The sequence below is a fragment of the Lacticaseibacillus pantheris DSM 15945 = JCM 12539 = NBRC 106106 genome (genome assembly GCF_001591865.1).
GTDB lineage: Bacteria > Bacillota > Bacilli > Lactobacillales > Lactobacillaceae > Lacticaseibacillus > Lacticaseibacillus pantheris.
In genome coordinates, this window is record NZ_BCVS01000015.1 from 13,379 (window position 1) to 29,824 (window position 16,446).

8 protein-coding genes are annotated in these 16,446 nt (G+C 56.1%); all 8 read right to left on the bottom strand.

All coding sequences use genetic code 11. The features are described from left to right. Positions 1-151: 151 nt before the first annotated feature. Positions 152-856, bottom strand: coding sequence for an EAL domain-containing protein (locus tag LPA02S_RS02910; RefSeq protein ID WP_056956156.1), 705 nt, complete (start codon positions 854-856; stop codon positions 152-154). A gap of 210 nt (positions 857-1,066) precedes the next feature. Then, positions 1,067-5,596, bottom strand: a complete 4,530-nt coding sequence (locus LPA02S_RS02915; RefSeq protein WP_061777612.1) for a mucin-binding protein — start codon at positions 5,594-5,596, stop codon at positions 1,067-1,069. Positions 5,597-5,635: 39 nt separating this feature from the next. Further along, positions 5,636-10,414 (bottom strand): mucin-binding protein, encoded by a 4,779-nt coding sequence (locus LPA02S_RS02920; RefSeq protein ID WP_056956157.1) that lies wholly within the window; start codon positions 10,412-10,414, stop codon positions 5,636-5,638. A 356-nt stretch (positions 10,415-10,770) separates the two neighbouring features. Next, entirely contained in the window at positions 10,771-11,730 is a 960-nt protein-coding gene (locus LPA02S_RS02925; protein WP_054649418.1) for an ABC transporter ATP-binding protein, read from the bottom strand. 3 nt (positions 11,731-11,733) lie between these two features. Then, positions 11,734-12,783 (bottom strand): ABC transporter ATP-binding protein, encoded by a 1,050-nt coding sequence (locus tag LPA02S_RS02930; RefSeq protein WP_056956158.1) that lies wholly within the window; start codon positions 12,781-12,783, stop codon positions 11,734-11,736. 12 nt (positions 12,784-12,795) lie between these two features. Further along, positions 12,796-13,812 carry an ABC transporter permease gene (locus tag LPA02S_RS02935; RefSeq protein ID WP_054649424.1) on the bottom strand — a complete coding sequence of 339 codons (1,017 nt, stop codon included), beginning with the start codon at positions 13,810-13,812 and terminating at the stop codon, positions 12,796-12,798. Next, entirely contained in the window at positions 13,812-14,738 is a 927-nt protein-coding gene (gene opp3b, locus LPA02S_RS02940) for an oligopeptide ABC transporter permease (RefSeq protein WP_054649426.1), read from the bottom strand. Before opp3b ends, LPA02S_RS02935 begins: the two co-directional genes overlap by 1 nt. 358 nt (positions 14,739-15,096) lie before the next feature. After that, positions 15,097-15,912 (bottom strand): Cof-type HAD-IIB family hydrolase, encoded by an 816-nt coding sequence (locus LPA02S_RS02945; RefSeq protein WP_054649428.1) that lies wholly within the window; start codon positions 15,910-15,912, stop codon positions 15,097-15,099. Positions 15,913-16,446: the final 534 nt, after the last annotated feature.

The window sequence follows — 16,446 nt, forward strand, 5'->3', positions numbered from 1 at the left end:
CAGGAATGGTTTGGTAGCGTTTCCGTGCGCGCACCGTTGCACGAAGTAGCCGGCAAAGCCCGCCACACGCCGGGCAACCGCACCCTGAGCTTTAATAAAAGCGGCCTCGGGGTTGCCCCCGAAGCCGCTAGATATTAGTTTTGTCTGCATTTTATATTAAGTCGTTCAAATTGCTAATTTGTTGTGCAAATGCGCGCTGCTTTTGTTCCCGCGGTGCGATCGGGTGGTTGAAGAAGAACCCTTGCGCCCGCGTCGCCCCCGCCTGCCGTGCCAGCTGCAGGTCCGTATAGGTTTCCACACCCTCAACCGTAAACTGGACGTCATGCTGCGCCGCCAGTTCGGCCCATGGACGCATCTGCCCCAGTAAATCGTCGGTGTGCCCCTGTTCACGGAGGTTTTGCAACGCAAACTTGAAGATATCCACGTTAGGGGCCAGTTGGGCCGCCAAGTCCAGATCGTCAATGTCGGAGCCGACGTCATCTAACGCAATCAAAATACCGTGCTGGTGGTACTCTGGCGCCATGGCCGACAGCTCCGTCAGCGTCGGGGCCGTCGTTAGTTCCACGGTCAGCTCAATGAGCTCGGGCGTCTGCGCCACAAAGCGCGCCAACCGTTGCACCACGCCCCGGCTCGCAAACTGTTCCGGCGTGAGGTTAATGCCCACGCGCTTAACCTCCAGATCCTTCAACGCTTCTTTGAGCATCCGGGTCTGCATCCCCACCGAAATGTCGAATGAGTTCGGTAGGTACCACTCATGCGTCTGAGGCGACCAAGCACGCAACAGCAGCTCATACTTTTCCACTTTGCGAGTCGCGACGTTCACGATGGCCTGGGCAAAATAAGTGTACGTATTCAAAGACTATTCCCCCTGATATTAATACTGACGCCCCCACTCCCCAGTAGCGGCTGAATCTATAGTACTAATTACACATCATTTTACTGCAATTTGACGAATAGATGTGCATGTCGCACGATAAATAATTCAATATCGTCGTGTTATGCAAGCAAAGGCGCGCCACCCATACGGATAGCGCGCCCGCTCGATTTAACCTAATTTCCGTATCAACTACTCAAAATCAATCTGAGTTGGTTGCGCCGGCTTGCCAAACAGGAAGCCCTGCACGTTAGTAATTCCCATTTGCCGGGCTACCTGCAAGTCACCGTCGGACTCCACGCCTTCCAGCGTAAACGTCCCGCCGGTGTCACGTGCGAGCGCCTGCCACTGGTGTGCGGCGCTGACCCACTGCTGGTCCTCACCGCGCGCACGCAGCTTCTGGAGCGCAAACTTGAAGCCGTCCAGTTGACTAGCCACACGTGCGGCATCGCTACTATCAGCGTCCTGCGCGTCACCCAGTACAACTTTGACCCCACCATCATGATAGGTCGGCATGACGCTCGCTAGTTGCGCGGCTGACGGCAGCTCGGCCAGCTCAATCGTCAGTGTACCCTGACCCTGCTGGTTCCGCGCAAAGCTGCTCAGACGCTGCACCACGGTGTCGTCGGTAAACTGACTGGTCGTGAGGTTGATACTGATGTTGCCCGAATCCAAACTCCGGAGTGCCTGCTGCATCAACGTTGTCTGCATCCCTACAGTAATCCCAAAGCTGGATGGTAATACCCAGTTGTTAACCCCGCTGTCCCACTGCCGAAGCAACAGTTCGTACTGAACCGCTTCCTGCGTCTGGGCGTCGGCAATCTTTTGGGCAAAGTAGGTGTAGGTAGACTCGCTACTACCACCAGGGATCCGGTTTTGCGACTGCTCACCCACGTTGAGGATCGTCGCGGTCACACCGGCCGGCGTTACCGCCCGCTGGGCCACGGCATCCGTGCTGTTCGCGTTGAGGGCATCGGTGATATCCGCGCCCACATTGGCCGTAACGTCACGTTCTGCTGCATCAGCCGTCGAGGCCACCGACGTAGCCGCAGCCTCACGCTCAATGTTGGCGGCCATGGAGGCTACGTCTGGCGTGACCCCAGCCGCACTAATCGGCGTCGCGGTGTTCGTGGCTACAAGCGGTGTGGCCGGTGTGCTGCTACCAGCTTGTACAGCCGGTGCAACTGGCGTCGTTGTTGTCGGTGTTACTGCCGGCGTCGTTGGTGTTGCCACAACGTTTGGTACGACCGGTACCGTCGCGGTAGTTGTCGTGGTGCCACTCGGCGTGGTTACCGGCGCTGTAACTGGTGCCGTTGGTGTGCCACCGTTATCTGGTGTCGTGGCCGGCGGCGTTGTTGTGCCACCGTTATCTGGCGTCGTGGCCGGAGGCGTTGTTACGCCACCATTATCCGGTTGGGCCACCGCCGTGTACGTAACCGTCACGCTGGTGTCCTGCAAAGCCGCGGTGTTGGTTGCGCCCAGTTCTACAGCTGCAACGTTGCCGCTGGTCGTGTAACCCGCCAAAGTTGGTGAGGCCACCGCGGCGTAACCGTCCGTGGCCGTGGCGATACTGCCGCCAGTCGCCAGGTCGGTGACCACCCGCCAGTGCGCAACTTGCGTCACGCTGGCCGGTGCCACACCAGCTTTGCCATCAGCCGTGACGTAATTAATAGTCCGCGTCGTCGTGGCGTCACCGTACTGCATGGCGTGCGTCAGGTGGACCGTCACGTCGTCACTATCATCATCCGTCAGGCGGTAGTTGACCGCACGGCTTTGTCCGTCCGCCAGCGCGTAGTTGTCCGGAACGGTGACGGTGTACACGCCGCTCTGGTTCATCGTACCGGTAATGGTGTCGGTGCTTAACGTCGTGCCCGTCACGTCATCAACGTAACGCACCGTCAGTTGTTCCGCGTTGGCCGCATAGTGCACCGTCACCACGGCATCGCCATCCGCATATTGCGGAGTTGCTGCCGTAACCCGTGCCGTATCAGCGGTGTAGCCAGCCACGGTCGGTGTTGCCACCGCCGCGTAATTGCCCGCTGCCGTCGCCGTCGTCAAGCCAGTCACGTCGTCCGTACTCGTGGCGAACACCACGGTCTGGATCACGCTAGTTGGCCCCGTGGTGCCGCCACCATCGACCACGTAGTTAATGGTCCGCGTCGTCGTGGCCGTGCCCGCCGTAACGTGGTGGGCCAAGTGTACGGTCATGTTATCGCTCGCATCTGTTGCAAAGACATAGTTGATGCTGCGACTTTGCCCGTCCGCTAACTGGTAGCCGTCTGGCACCGTCACCGTGTAGGTGCCCGTGCCATCAACCTGCCTAATGAGCGTCTGGGACTCAACCGTCGTACCATCCGTGTCGTCCACGTACGTCACCGTGATGTCCGCGTCGTTCGGCGTGTACGTCACGGTTGTGGTAGTGTCCGCCAAAGCCTCGACGGCCACCGGACCCATAACCTGGGCGTCAGTGCCATGGTCAGCCGTATAACCAGCAACCGCTGGCGCGCTAACCGCACCGTACGCTTCCTGCGCGGTGGCGTAACTAGCGCCAGTCACCGCATCGGTGGTCACGTTCCAAGTGACGGTCTGCACAACGCTAGCCGGGGCCTTCGCCGTGTCGCCGCTCACCACGTAGTTAATCGTCCGCGTGGTCGTGGCGGTACTGTGCCCAACCGCATGGGTCAGGTGGACCGTCACGTTATCGCTGTCGTCGGCGGAAAAGGCGTAGTTAACACTGCTACTTTGCCCATCAGCCAACGCGTAACGCGCGGGCACCGTCACGTTGTACGTGCCCGTACCGTCCGTCGTACCCTTCAGTACAGCGGTCGTGACGGTGTTGCCCGTCACATCGTCCACGTAGGTCACGGTCAAAGTGGCCGCGTCGGCCGTGTAGTGCACGGTGGTAGTGCTATCCGCCAGCTGCGTAGCTTCGACTGCACCCAGTGCCATCGCTGCCACGTCGCCGCTAGCCGTGTAGCCCGCGACGGCTGGTGACGTCAGCGCCGCGTAGCCGTTAGTCGGCGTGGCGACACTCGCACCAGTGACCGCATCAGTGGCCACGTTCCAGGTGACAGTCTGTACAACGCTGGCCGGAGCCTTTGTCACGTCGCCACCATCAACCACGTAGTTCACCGTCCGCGTCGTTGTCGCCGTGGTGTGGTTAACCGCGTGCGTCAGGTGCACCGTCATGTCGTCGGTAGCGTTAGCCGCAAAGGTGTAACTCACCTGAGCGGACTGTCCATCAGCCAGGCTGTAGTGCGTCGGTGCCTGCACGTTGTACGTACCCGTACCGTCCGTCACGCCCGTCAGCGTAGCGCTCGTCACCTGCTCGCCGGTGACGTCATCAACGTATCGGACCGTCAAAGTGGCGGGGTTAGCCGCGTAGGTCACGGTCACATCGGCCGCATCACCCGGCATCCCCGTGGTGGCGGTCGCCCGTACCGCGGATACGTCGCCATCAGCGGTATAGCCGTTGACGGTTGGGGAAGTTACCCCAGCGTATTCGCCCTGTGGAGTCGCCGTAATGGTACCCGTCACTTCATCGGTGGCAACGTTCCAGGTCAGCGATTGGGTGACGCTCTGCGGGTTCAGTTCGGCTTTGCCCGTCACCACGTAGTTCACCGTCCGCGTGGTCGTGGCGGTACTGTGCCCAACCGCATGGGTCAGGTGGACCGTCACGTTATCGCTGTCATCGGCCGCAAAGGTGTAATTGACGCTGCCACTTTGGCCGTCAGCGAGCGCGTAATGTGCAGGAGTCGTCACCGCGTACGTGCCCATACCGTCAGTCTTGCCCGTGAGCTTGGCCGTCGTGACCGTGTCGCCAGTGACATCGTCCACGTACGTGACCGTTAGCTCAGCGTCGTTGGCCGTGTAGTGCACCGTCACCTGGCTGTCAGCCAAGTCGGCGGTGTCCACGGCGCCCAAAGTTTGGGCCGCGACGTTACCGTCAGCCGTATATCCGGCAACGGTTGGTGCATCCACACCCGCGTACGTCCCGGTGGCAGTTGCCACGCTCGCGCCGGTAACGGCGTCAGTCGCAACGTTCCACGTCACGGTCTGCACAACCGGCCGTGGTGCCTTCGTAGTATCGCCATCATCGACGACAAAGTTAATCGTGCGCGTGGTCGTCGCCGTACTGTGCTCGACCGCATGGGTCAGGTGCACCGTTACGGCGTCGCTGTTATCGGCCGCAAAGGTGTAGTTGATACCGCGACTTTGACCATCAGCAAGCACGTAATGTGCCGGCGCTGCCACCGTGTAGGTACCCGTGGCGTCCGTTGTCCCCGTGAGGGTGTGCGTGGTGACCGTTTGACCGGTCACGTCGTCCACGTAGGTTACGGTCAGATTAGCCGCATTCGCGTGGTAAGTGACGGTTTTGCTGGTGTTCGCTAGACGCGCGGTCGTCGTCGGGGCGAGGGCCTCGGCATTGACGTTGCGGTCGGCCGTGTACCCAGTAACTACGGGTGAGTCAACCTGCGCATACTCGCCCGTTGGGGTGGCGTAGCTGGCGCCGGTGACTTCGTCCGTGACCACGTTCCAGGTGATTGTCTGGATCGCAGCAGTTGGCGCTTTAGTCGCATCCCCGTCGGCAAAGGCATAGTTAATCGTTCGCGTAGTGGTTGCGGTCGTGTGCGCGATGGCGTGCGTCAAGTGCACCGTCACGTTATCGTTGTCATTGGTCGCAAAGGTGTAATCGAACTCACTGGCTTGACCTTCCGCCAAAACGTAGTGCGTTGGCGTCTGGACGCTGTACGTGCCAGACTAGTCCGTCACACCGGTCAGTGTGGCGCTCGTGACCTGTTCGCCGGTGACGTCGTCAACATAGTGAACCGTCAAACCAGCGGGGTTAGCCGTGTAGGTCACGGTCACGTCCGCCGCGTTTACCGGCATCGCATTGGTAGCCGTCACTATGGCCGCATCCACATTGCCGTCAGCCGTGTAGCCGTTGACCGTTGGCGAGATCACCGCGGCGTATTCGCCTTGTGGCGTCGCCGCGACTGCACCGGTCACTTCGTCTGTCGCCACGTTCCAAGTCAGCGTCTGAGTGACACTGGCTGGATTCTTGCTGGCATTACCATCAACCACATAGTTAATCGTCCGCGTAGTGGTTGCGGTCGTGTGTGCGATGGCGTGCGTTAGGTGCACCGTCACGTCGTCAGCATCAGTAGTACCAAAGGTGTAATCCACTTCAGCAACTTGGCCATCCGCCAAAACGTAGTGCGCTGGTGTCTGGACGTTGTACGTACCTGACTCGTCGGTGACACCCACCAACGTCGTGCTCGTCACCTGTTCGCCGGTGACGTCGTCAACATAATGAACCGTCAAAGTTGCGGGGTTAGCCGTGTAGGTCACGGTGACATTATGCGCATTTACCGGCGTGTCCGTCGTAGCCGCCACGTTATATGCAGTCACGTTGCCGTTAGCGGTGTAACCGTGCACCGTTGGCGAGGTCACCGCGGCGTATCCGCCCTGCGGTGTCGCAACGGCGGTGCCGGTCACTTCGTCCGTTGCCACGTTCCAAGTCAAAGTTTGCGTAACGGTAGCAGGATTTTTGTCAGCATGGCCCGTCACCACGTAGTTAATCGTCCGCGTAGTGGTTGTGGTCGTGTGCACAACGGCGTGCGTCAGGTGCACGGTCACGTCATCGTTGTCGTCAGTCGCAAAGGTGTAGTCGACCTCAGCGCCTTGTCCGTCAGCCAAGACGAAGTGCGTTGGTGCCTGGACTTTGTACGTACCGGGTTCGTCCGTTACGCCCGTTAACGTCGCGCTCGTGACCTGTTCGCCGGTGACATCATCCACGTAGTGTACCGTCAGGCTAGCCGGGTTGGCCGAGTAGGTCACCGTTACGTCCTGTGCGTTGACCGGTGTTGCGGCCATGGTCGCAACGGTCGCGGCACTGACATCACCGTCGGCCGTGTAACCATGGACCGTCGGCGACTTAACCGCAGCGTATTCACCCTGTGGCGTGGCCACTACGGCACCCGTCACTTCATCGGTCGCCGTGCTCCACGTCAGTGTCTGGGTGACGCTCGCCGGATTCTTGTCAGCATTGCCGTTAACCACGTAGTTAATCGTCCGTGTAGTGGTAGTCGTACCGTACGCAATGGCGTGCGTCAGGTGCACGGTCACGTCATCGTTATTATCAGCGGCAAAGGTGTACCCGAACGAATCTGCCTGATCATCCGCCAAAGCGTACTTAGCGGGAACCGTCACTTGGTAAGTACCGGTGCCGTCCGTTACGCCCTTGAGCGTGGCACTCGTGACCTGTTCACCGGTCACGTCGTCAACATAGTGTACCGTCAGCGATGCGGCATCCGCACGGTAAGTCACCGTCGTGGTGGTATTTTCCAGCCGCTCAGTTAACGTTGGTGCCAGCACTTCTGCGGTCACGTTGCCGTCAGCCGTGTAGCCCATAACCAATGGGGACGTCACTGCTCCGTAGGTATTTTGGGCCGTCGCGTAACTCGTGCCGGTCACTTCATCGGTGGTCACAGCCCACGTCACGGTCTGCACGGTTGCGGCCGGCGTTTTACTTTGGTCGCCATCCACAATGACATAGTTAATGGTGCGCGTCGTCGTAGCCGTGGTGTGCGCGACGGCATGTGTCAGTTGCACCGTGATGTCGTCAGTATCGTCGTTCGTCAAGGTGTAGGTGACACTGCTACTTTGTCCATCGGCCAGGGCGTAATGTGCCGGCGTTACTACGGTGTAAGTGCCGGTGTCGTCCATGTTGCCAGCCACCGTATTCGTGGAGACCTCTGCGCCAGTCACATCATCGACATAATGCACGGTCAGAGTCTCCGTGTTGGCCGTGTAGTTCACGGTCGCGGTAGTGGCACTCGCCGGCGCGGTAGTCGTGACAGCCAAACTGATGGCAGCCACATCACCATCCGCAGTGTAGCCGTCAATGGTCGGTGATTGTACCACTGCGTAGCCAGATTGTGGCGTGTATACAGCATCACCGGTCACCTCATCAGTGGCGACATTCCACGTTGCCGTCTGGGTCACGCCGGCTGGTGCCTTGGCGCTACTTTGGCCCTCAATGGTATAGTTCACGGTCCGCGTCGTCGTGGCCGCGGTGTGTGTAATAGCGTGCGTCAGGTGCACGGTGATGTTGTCACTATTGTCAGGGGTGACGGTGTAATCAACCGCACTGCTTTGGGTCTTAGCCAGCACGTACTTATCTGGCGCGGTGGCGTGATAAGTACCCGTGCTGCCGGTTAATCCGGTTAAAGTAGTGGTCTCGCCCACTACGGCACCGTTGTCAGCGTCGTCAACATAGGTCACCGTCAGCGCAACCTCTGCGGCGGAGTACGTGATTAGCGTGTTGGTGCTTTGCGTATCACCGTTACTTTGTTCTAGCAGGCCAACCATGCCGTCGTCGGTTATAAAGTTGCCCAAGTCCGCATTATTGGTGTACCCAGCAACTGTCCAACCGGCAATCTGGGCGTCCGTAACATTGTCCAGTCCATCACCGTCCTCAACCGCAAAGTCGCTGCGGGTAACGGTACCGTTATAGTCGGTTGTCTCGGTGTAACCCACGGTCGCGGTCCGGTCAAAGTCAGCTGGCAACTGATCCCAGTCGCCCTCCGCATCGTCAGCGTAATCGAAATAAACGTGATCGGTAAAGGTCAGCGTTTTGTGCACACTAGTTGATGATGGGTAGTAGATAAGCTGGGCGTCAAAACTAACGCTGCCATTTTCGCTATCCAAAGTTTTCAGTTTACTAATTAAGGCATTTTCATCGAGGTAGGTATTGGCAACGCTACTTTGGTCCTCAAGCCAGCCGGTCACGTTTTGCGCCTCGATAGCGGCAAAGACGACGTTGCCAGTCGTACCACTGAGCACGTTTACAGCGGTATTGTCGCCCGTACCCTCGGTCGTGTACTGTACGGTCGTGGTCCGGGTTTGGGCAGCCGGTAAGTCAGCCACTTTGCCCGGATAGGTAATGGCGTTGCCGTTCGCGTCCTGGTCGTTATCCGTCACTGGTGTTGTGTCGGTGGCAGATTTCTGCGCCGTACTCGTGATTGTCTGCGTCACGGTCGCGGTCTTGACCTGCGTGACCGGAACCTGAATTGCGGTCGCCGGGGTATCCGTCAACGTGACCGTACTGAAAGCCCCACTAGCTAACGCCCAGCCGTCCGGAACGGTCACTGTGCTGGAGTCGCCAGCATTACCGCTAACGGTGGTGGTCCCGACAACTTTCTTATTATCGTTCACGTCCACAAACTGCACGGTGTAGTTGTTGGTGGTTGGCTGCGCTACGTAGCCGTTACCACTGCCGTCACCATTGATGGCGCCAACGAAACCATTGATGGGAGCACTACCAGACAGAATGACATTGGAGGTTGGTGCGATGACGGTGACATTGGCCCCAGTGTTTTTGAATTGCTCATTAGATAGATTCAACGTGGTACCATCCGTGCTGGCTAACACCACCTGGTCAACCCCAGCTGGCGTGTTCCGCACGGCCGGAACGGTCATGGTGGCACCGCTGCCGCCAGTGACGTTAATTAAAACGTTGCTATAGCCGTCATAAGCGTTAGTATTCGTGAAGACAAAGTCATTATTGCGGTTGCCCAATTGCGTAGCGTCAACCGTAAACACGTAAGTATTGTCGTTTGCTTTTGCCTTGCTGAAGTCTAAGTCAATTTCGCTATGACCGGCAGTTGCGGCTACGGCAGCGGTGTTGTCACCCACAATCTTATTCACAATGGCAGTTGAGGCCGACTTCAACGCCTGCTCTTTACCCACTATTGAATCAGTAGTGAATTGATACTTGTTGATGCCGTTAGCAACCGCATCCGGCAGTGCACCCGTACCCGTAAGTTTTCCCCCATCAGTCACCAGTACGTTACCAGTAGGCGCGGAGTTATTGTTGGTTAGAGTGACGTTACCCGCTGCTATAGCACTATAACCGCCGATGGCACTACCCGAAAATGGAACGTTGTTCGTCATGGTCATTTCGCCGCCACTAATCAATGTGTACGGGAAGCCACTAGTTAAACCCGACCCACCATTCATGCTGTTCAGTGGTACGCCCTCTAGGTACGCCAAAACAGACATCATGTTGCCAACGTCGGTAGGATTGGCCAACACGCTGCCGCTGGGGAGACCAACTGCGTTGACGACGGAATTTAATGCTACGTTTTTACTACTATCCCGTGGCCCAACAGTCCAAGTATCCCCATCAATCGTTAACCGTAGTCCGGCTTTGTCGATGGCCTGTACGTAGTTAGGCGACCCAATCGTGACGCTACCATAGCCATTGGCCGTGGCGTCTACAAAGGCGCCATCGCTAACGGCGGTGGTCATGATGTCCGCGCCCCAGCTGGCGTTAGCAAAGTAGTGGTTCAATAGCCCGGTAGCGCTCTTATCGGTACTACCGTCACTAGCCGCCCGTACCGGTGCCAGCGGTGCCAGGACAGTTGGTGCCATCATCATGGGCACCATCGCGGCCACGGCAATCCCCGCCACAACCCATTTCTTGCCAGATTTGAACATCTTGTAATGAACCTTGGTCTCACCGCGTAAAGTCATAGTAATTCCCCCAAAGTAAATAAACTAACACCTAAACATTCCCCAATGTATGTATTGTCGCTAATTGCATAATGAATACAGTTCGTCCAATTTATTAAATGATAAATACCGCGCCATGTCAATCATTCTTGACACTTTTAGTGATGATAACATTAACTATTTAATTATGCGTTTATGCAGTGTGGAGGATTAATTTTAGCACCCCATCGTTCATTCGGCCTCATTTCACAAGCCACCAATCAAAAGACTGTTACATCGTTCTTGACAGGTCGTTTTACACTCGATGACACCATTTTTCACAAGCAAACAAAAAGACCCCCAGCTCAAACTGGAAGTCTTTTTAAAACGGTAAATAACTACTGTTCGTCAGCAGCGTACTTAGCCGCCTGATCCTTATACCCCTGCACTTCGTCATCAGAAGCAAAGACGAAGTGTCCAGGTGTAATTTCCACCATGTTCCGCTCAGCACCGTCATTTTCGGCACTAGCATCGTAGTAAATCCGCTCACGCCGCTTCTGTACTTCCGGATCCGGAATCGGAATCGCGGACAACAAGCTCTGCGTGTACGGGTGCAACGGGTGGTTGTACACCTCATCGGCAGTCGACAGCTCGACAATCCGGCCATAATGCATAACGGCAATTCGGTCAGAAATGTACTTCACCATGGACAAGTCGTGGGCGATGAACAGGTACGTCAGGTTACGTTGATCCTGAATGTTCTTCAACAGGTTGACCACTTGGGCCTGAATCGAAACGTCCAACGCGGAAATCGGTTCATCAGCGATGATGAACTGCGGTTGCACGGCCAAAGCACGGGCAATCCCAATCCGCTGCCGCTGCCCACCAGAGAATTCGTGCGGGTAACGGGTGGCGTGGTCGGGGTTCAGACCAACCAGTTGTAGCAGGTTAGCCACTTGAGCATCACGGTCGTCATCGTCTTTGGCCAGGTGGTGAATATCAATTCCTTCGGCAATGATATCCTTAACCTTCATCCGGGGGTTCAAAGAAGCGTAGGGATCCTGAAAGATCATCTGCATCTCACGCCGGAATTCCTTCATTTCCTTGGAACCGTTGTGCAACCCGGCAATGTCGCTACCATCAAACAGAATCTCGCCACTGGTTGGCTTGTACAACCGAATGATGGCGCGGCCTGTCGTGGTCTTACCAGAACCGGATTCACCAACCAGGCCAAGGGTTTCACCACGATAGATATCAAAGGAAATATCCTGAATCGCGCGTACTTCCGTCTTCTTGCCGGGGTTAAAGGTCTGTACTAGGTGACGTACCTGCACCAGCTTTTCTTTCTCGTCTGCCATGTGTTAGTCACCCGCCTTTTCTGGATGCATTTGCTGCCAAACTTCTTGGCGGCGCTGAATTTCTGGTGGTAATTCTACCTTAGGTGCGTCCGGGTGCAGCAGCCACGTTGCGGCCGCATGCGTCGGTGATACCTGGAAGAATGGTGGTTCCTGCTCGGTATCAATCTGCAGGGCAAACTGGTTCCGGGCAGCGAACGCGTCACCCTTTGGTGGATCAATTAGGCTGGGCGGCGTACCAGGAATCGCGTATAACCGGTCACTCTTGGTTTCCAAAGTCGGCATGGATTCCAGCAGGCCCCATGTGTAAGGATGCTTCGGGTTGTAGAAGATTTCGTCCACAGTACCGTATTCGATAATCTTCCCCGCATACATAACGGCGACACGGTCGGCAATCCCAGCCACAACCCCTAGGTCATGGGTGATGAAGATGATACTGGTATCAATCTTCGTCTGCAATTCCTTCAACAGGTCGATAATCTGGGCCTGGATGGTTACGTCCAGTGCGGTCGTCGGCTCGTCGGCAATCAGAATTTGCGGGTTGTTGATGATGGCAATGGCGATAACAATCCGCTGCCGTTGGCCACCAGAGAACTGGTGTGGGTAATCCTTCAGCCGGTTCTGCGCATTTGGAATACCAACCAGGTCGAGCACCCGGGCGGCTTCCTTCATGGCATCCTTCTGGCTAATCTTGTTGTGCAACAGGAGCGGTTCTGCCACCTGCTTACCGATATTCATGGTTGGGTCCAAAGACGTCATGGGGTCCTGGAAGATCATGGCGATATCGTTACCGCGCATGGCATCCAGTTCCTTTTCAGACTTCTTCAATACGTCTTCACCGTTGAAGTTAACCTCGCCGCTTTTAACCACGGCGTTGTTAGCCAGCAAACCCATCAACGTCCGCAGGGTAACGGACTTACCCGAACCGGATTCACCAACGATGGCGAGCGTCTCACCTTTTTCCAAGCTAAACGAAACGTCGCGGATGGCGTGAACCGTGCCGGCGTACGTGTGGAAATCAATTTGTAGATCTTTGACTTCAAGAATTTTACTCAACAGGCTCACCTCCTAGCGCGTCGTACGTGGGTCAAATGCGTCCCGCAGCCCATCGGCCAGCAGGTTAAAACTAATCATCAGTACGGAAATGACGATGGCCGGGTAGACCATCTGGTACGGCAGGAACCGGAAGTTCTTCTGCCCATCAGAGAGCAAAGTCCCCAGGGAAGCCGTTGGTGATGGAATACCAATCCCAATGTAACTCAGGAAGGCTTCAAAGAAGATGGCCGTCGGAATCGTGAACATCGTCTGAATGATGATGGTTGAACTCAAGTTAGGAATGAGGTGCTTCATCGCGATCTTGACGGATGACTCACCCAACGTTCGCGCGGCCAGGACGTATTCCTGGTCCTTAATTTGCAGGGTTTGCGCGCGCACCAGTCGGGCCATCGTCACCCACCCGGTAAACCCGATGGCAATGATGATGGAAGTCAGACCTGGCTTGAACACCAACAGCATCAGAATGGCAACAACCAGGTTAGGAATGGAGCTGATGATTTCGATAATCCGCTGTAGCACGGTATCAACCATGCCGCCCTTCCAACCGGAAACCAGCCCGTAAACCACACCGATGGTCAGGTCGAACAGCGTAGCCATGAAGGCGATGAACAGTGATACACGTGTACCAACTAAGATACGACTAAAGATATCACGGCCTAGGCTGTCAGTGCCCAGCACAAACCAAACGTTGTTCGGCACGTTGTTCTGTGCGTACACGTTCACCTTGGCGCCGGCAGAAACACCGTAACCACGGAAACCAGGAATACTCCAGTTAGCAATCTTTGGTGGCAAGTTGTTCCACTTCAGGTGCTGGGTATTAGGATTTGACGGTGAAAAGAAGAAACTGAGCAATGAGATAACGATGAACGCAATGATGATCCACAACGAAATCATCGCCATCTTGTTGTGACGCAGGCGCCGCATCGCATCCTGCATGAACGTCATGTTGTCGGTGCCGAGCTTTTCCTGTTGCTCTTTGGCAATGTGCGCCGGCTTGAAACTGTCTGCGGTGATTTTGTAGTCAGCCATTAGTTTGCCTCCCCGGATAAGCGAATACGTGGGTCAATGAACCCGTAGAGAATGTCGACGACCAGGATGATGACGACCAGCATGACACTATACAGCATGGTCAGACCCATGATGGTTGGGTAGTCGTTCGTCAGGATGGAACGGACGAACTGTTCACCAATACCAGGAATAGCAAAGATGTTTTCAACAACCAGCGAACCAACCATCAGGTCAACCGCCATCGGTCCAATGATGGTGACGATAGGAATCATGGAGTTCCGCAGGGCGTGCTTAGCCACAACCTGCCACTTGGAGTCACCCTTTGACCGGGCCAAATCGATGTAGTCGGAGTTCAGGACGTCCACCATTTCGGTCCGCATGAACCGCGCCGTCTGTGCCAATGGCGCCATGGCCAGGGCAATCGTTGGCAGGATGGAGGAACTGAACCCGTCCCACAGGGCAATTGGGAAGATCTGGTACTTGTATGCCAACCAGAATTGTAGCAGGCAGGCAAAGACGAAGTTAGGAATCGAACGTCCCAGGATGGCGAAAATAGTCGCCGTGGAGTCTACCCAGGTGTTCTTGCGGATTGCGGCAATCGCACCCAGCAGAATTCCCAGCAACGTACCCACGATCATCGCCTGAGCACCAATCTGGAAGGATGGTCCGACTCGGGAAATAATCAGGTGGCTAACACTCTGGCCGGCAAACTGGTAACTAGTACCCATATCGCCGTGAACCAGGCCCACCATGTACTTGAGGTACTGGTACCAAACCGGCTTGTCCAACCCGTTGGCTTTGTTTAACGCAGCCAACTGTGCCCCGGTAACTTTCGGGTTGTTGTATGGCGTCCCTGGCAACATCTTCATTAGGAAGAAGGTGATGGACGCAACGATGAACAGCGTTAAAATCAGAAAGAAGATTCGTTTTGCAAGATATTTTGCCATGTGCGTGCTCCCTCGCTTACTTAAACAAACATAATGCCACTAAGAAGATGACGATATGTATTTGTTCGGTAGTCACAGAATGTCACTACGCTAAATCTAATAGTAAAACAATACATTAAAATGCCATTAAAGTAAATAGCGTTTGCTCACGAATTGGCCACCCGCCGCAATTCTTAAACTTATTTACCGACCATCAGCATCCCCGTAGTACGGTGTTTTGCAAGCACCGACCGATTAGAAACCGCATAGAGCAAACCCACCACTGGCGGACTTGTAAACGGTCACAGTATGGCGTAAATCGTCTCAAAATGAAAGTGTTAACGCATAAACGTCAACCCTTTTGCGTAACTATTCTCATTTATTTCGTGCCCAAGTATTCGGTCAAAAATTTAGCGATACCGTCGTGCTCGTTGTCGTCCGTGGTGTAAGCGGCAATCTCCTTCACCGCAGAAACCGCGTTGCCCATCGCCACACTGATGCCGGCCTGCTTCATCATGCCGATATCGTTCATGCCGTCGCCAAAGACGATGGTGCGGGCAGCCGGAATCCCCGTCTTTGCCTGTAGCTCCTGCACCGCCGTAGACTTATCGATTCCCCGCGGGATCAGCTCCATGTTGTCGTGATTTGACGCGGAGACGTGCATCAGGTCAGTGGCCGCCAGCTCTTCCTGAGTGCGGCGCAACCCCTCAGCGTCCCGGGGGCTAATCACAATCCCGTTGGTGATGCGGTCAGCCCGCTTCAGGAGGTTATCCAGCGTGCCCACCTGCTTAACGCCGACGGTTAGCCCGTCAGGTTGGAAGACGCGCAAGGCAGCCTCCACAAAGGTGGGCGGCGTCTGCGTATAGTAAACCGTGTCGTCGCTAAAGTAAAACGCGGACAGCCCATGGCGCGTGGTCACGTTGTTGGTTTGCGTGAGTGCCTCAACGCCCAGCAGGTGGTGTACCCGTTGACCGGAAAAGTCGTAGACGGCCCCGTTGGCTCCAATCACACCAGCCCGGTCGCTGACCTGGTCCGCGATGATCTTGGCCAGCGCGTACATCCGCCCCGTAGCTACGAAGAACGGGTTGCCCGCATCCATGGCTAGGTTGAGCGCGGCCGCTGTGTCGGGCGACACGTGCTGGTGGTCGACCGCCAGCGTGCCGTCAATATCCGTAATGATTAAATGTGGTTCCATGTCCGGGTCCCCTTAACGTTTTATCTCTTATTCTACCAGACATGGCAAATTCCACCAGGGGGGTGAACTAGTATGCGGCGGGGAACACGCGGGTGGACTTGGGGAATGCGGCTTACGCGCCTTACGCCGTAGGTTGCTACACCCGCACGCTCCGGGGTCGCAGCAATTACGTCTCCAGGCACGACGCCTCCGTCCCCAATTCCACCCACGGGTTCCATCCATACACTAGAGCACTAACCATACTTTTGTCCACATGGGATAAGTAACAGTCTGGTGCGTTAGCGGTTCTGGGTCGCGTAAACATTTTTGGTTTTAGCGCTGGCCGCATGCGTCACGCAGATTTGAATGAAACACGCTCTCGTGTGGCGAGTTGAGTTCTTCGCACTAGCAACGGTTATCGCGAAACGCACCACCCCGGCCCGGCCACCGCGGATATAGTCACAACCCCCGTGCTATCGCTACCACATTAGCGTGCGGCCGCGTCGGTCGGCCCGGTGAGCGGAGGCGTGTGGGGTCGGAGTAGTAGCCACTGCC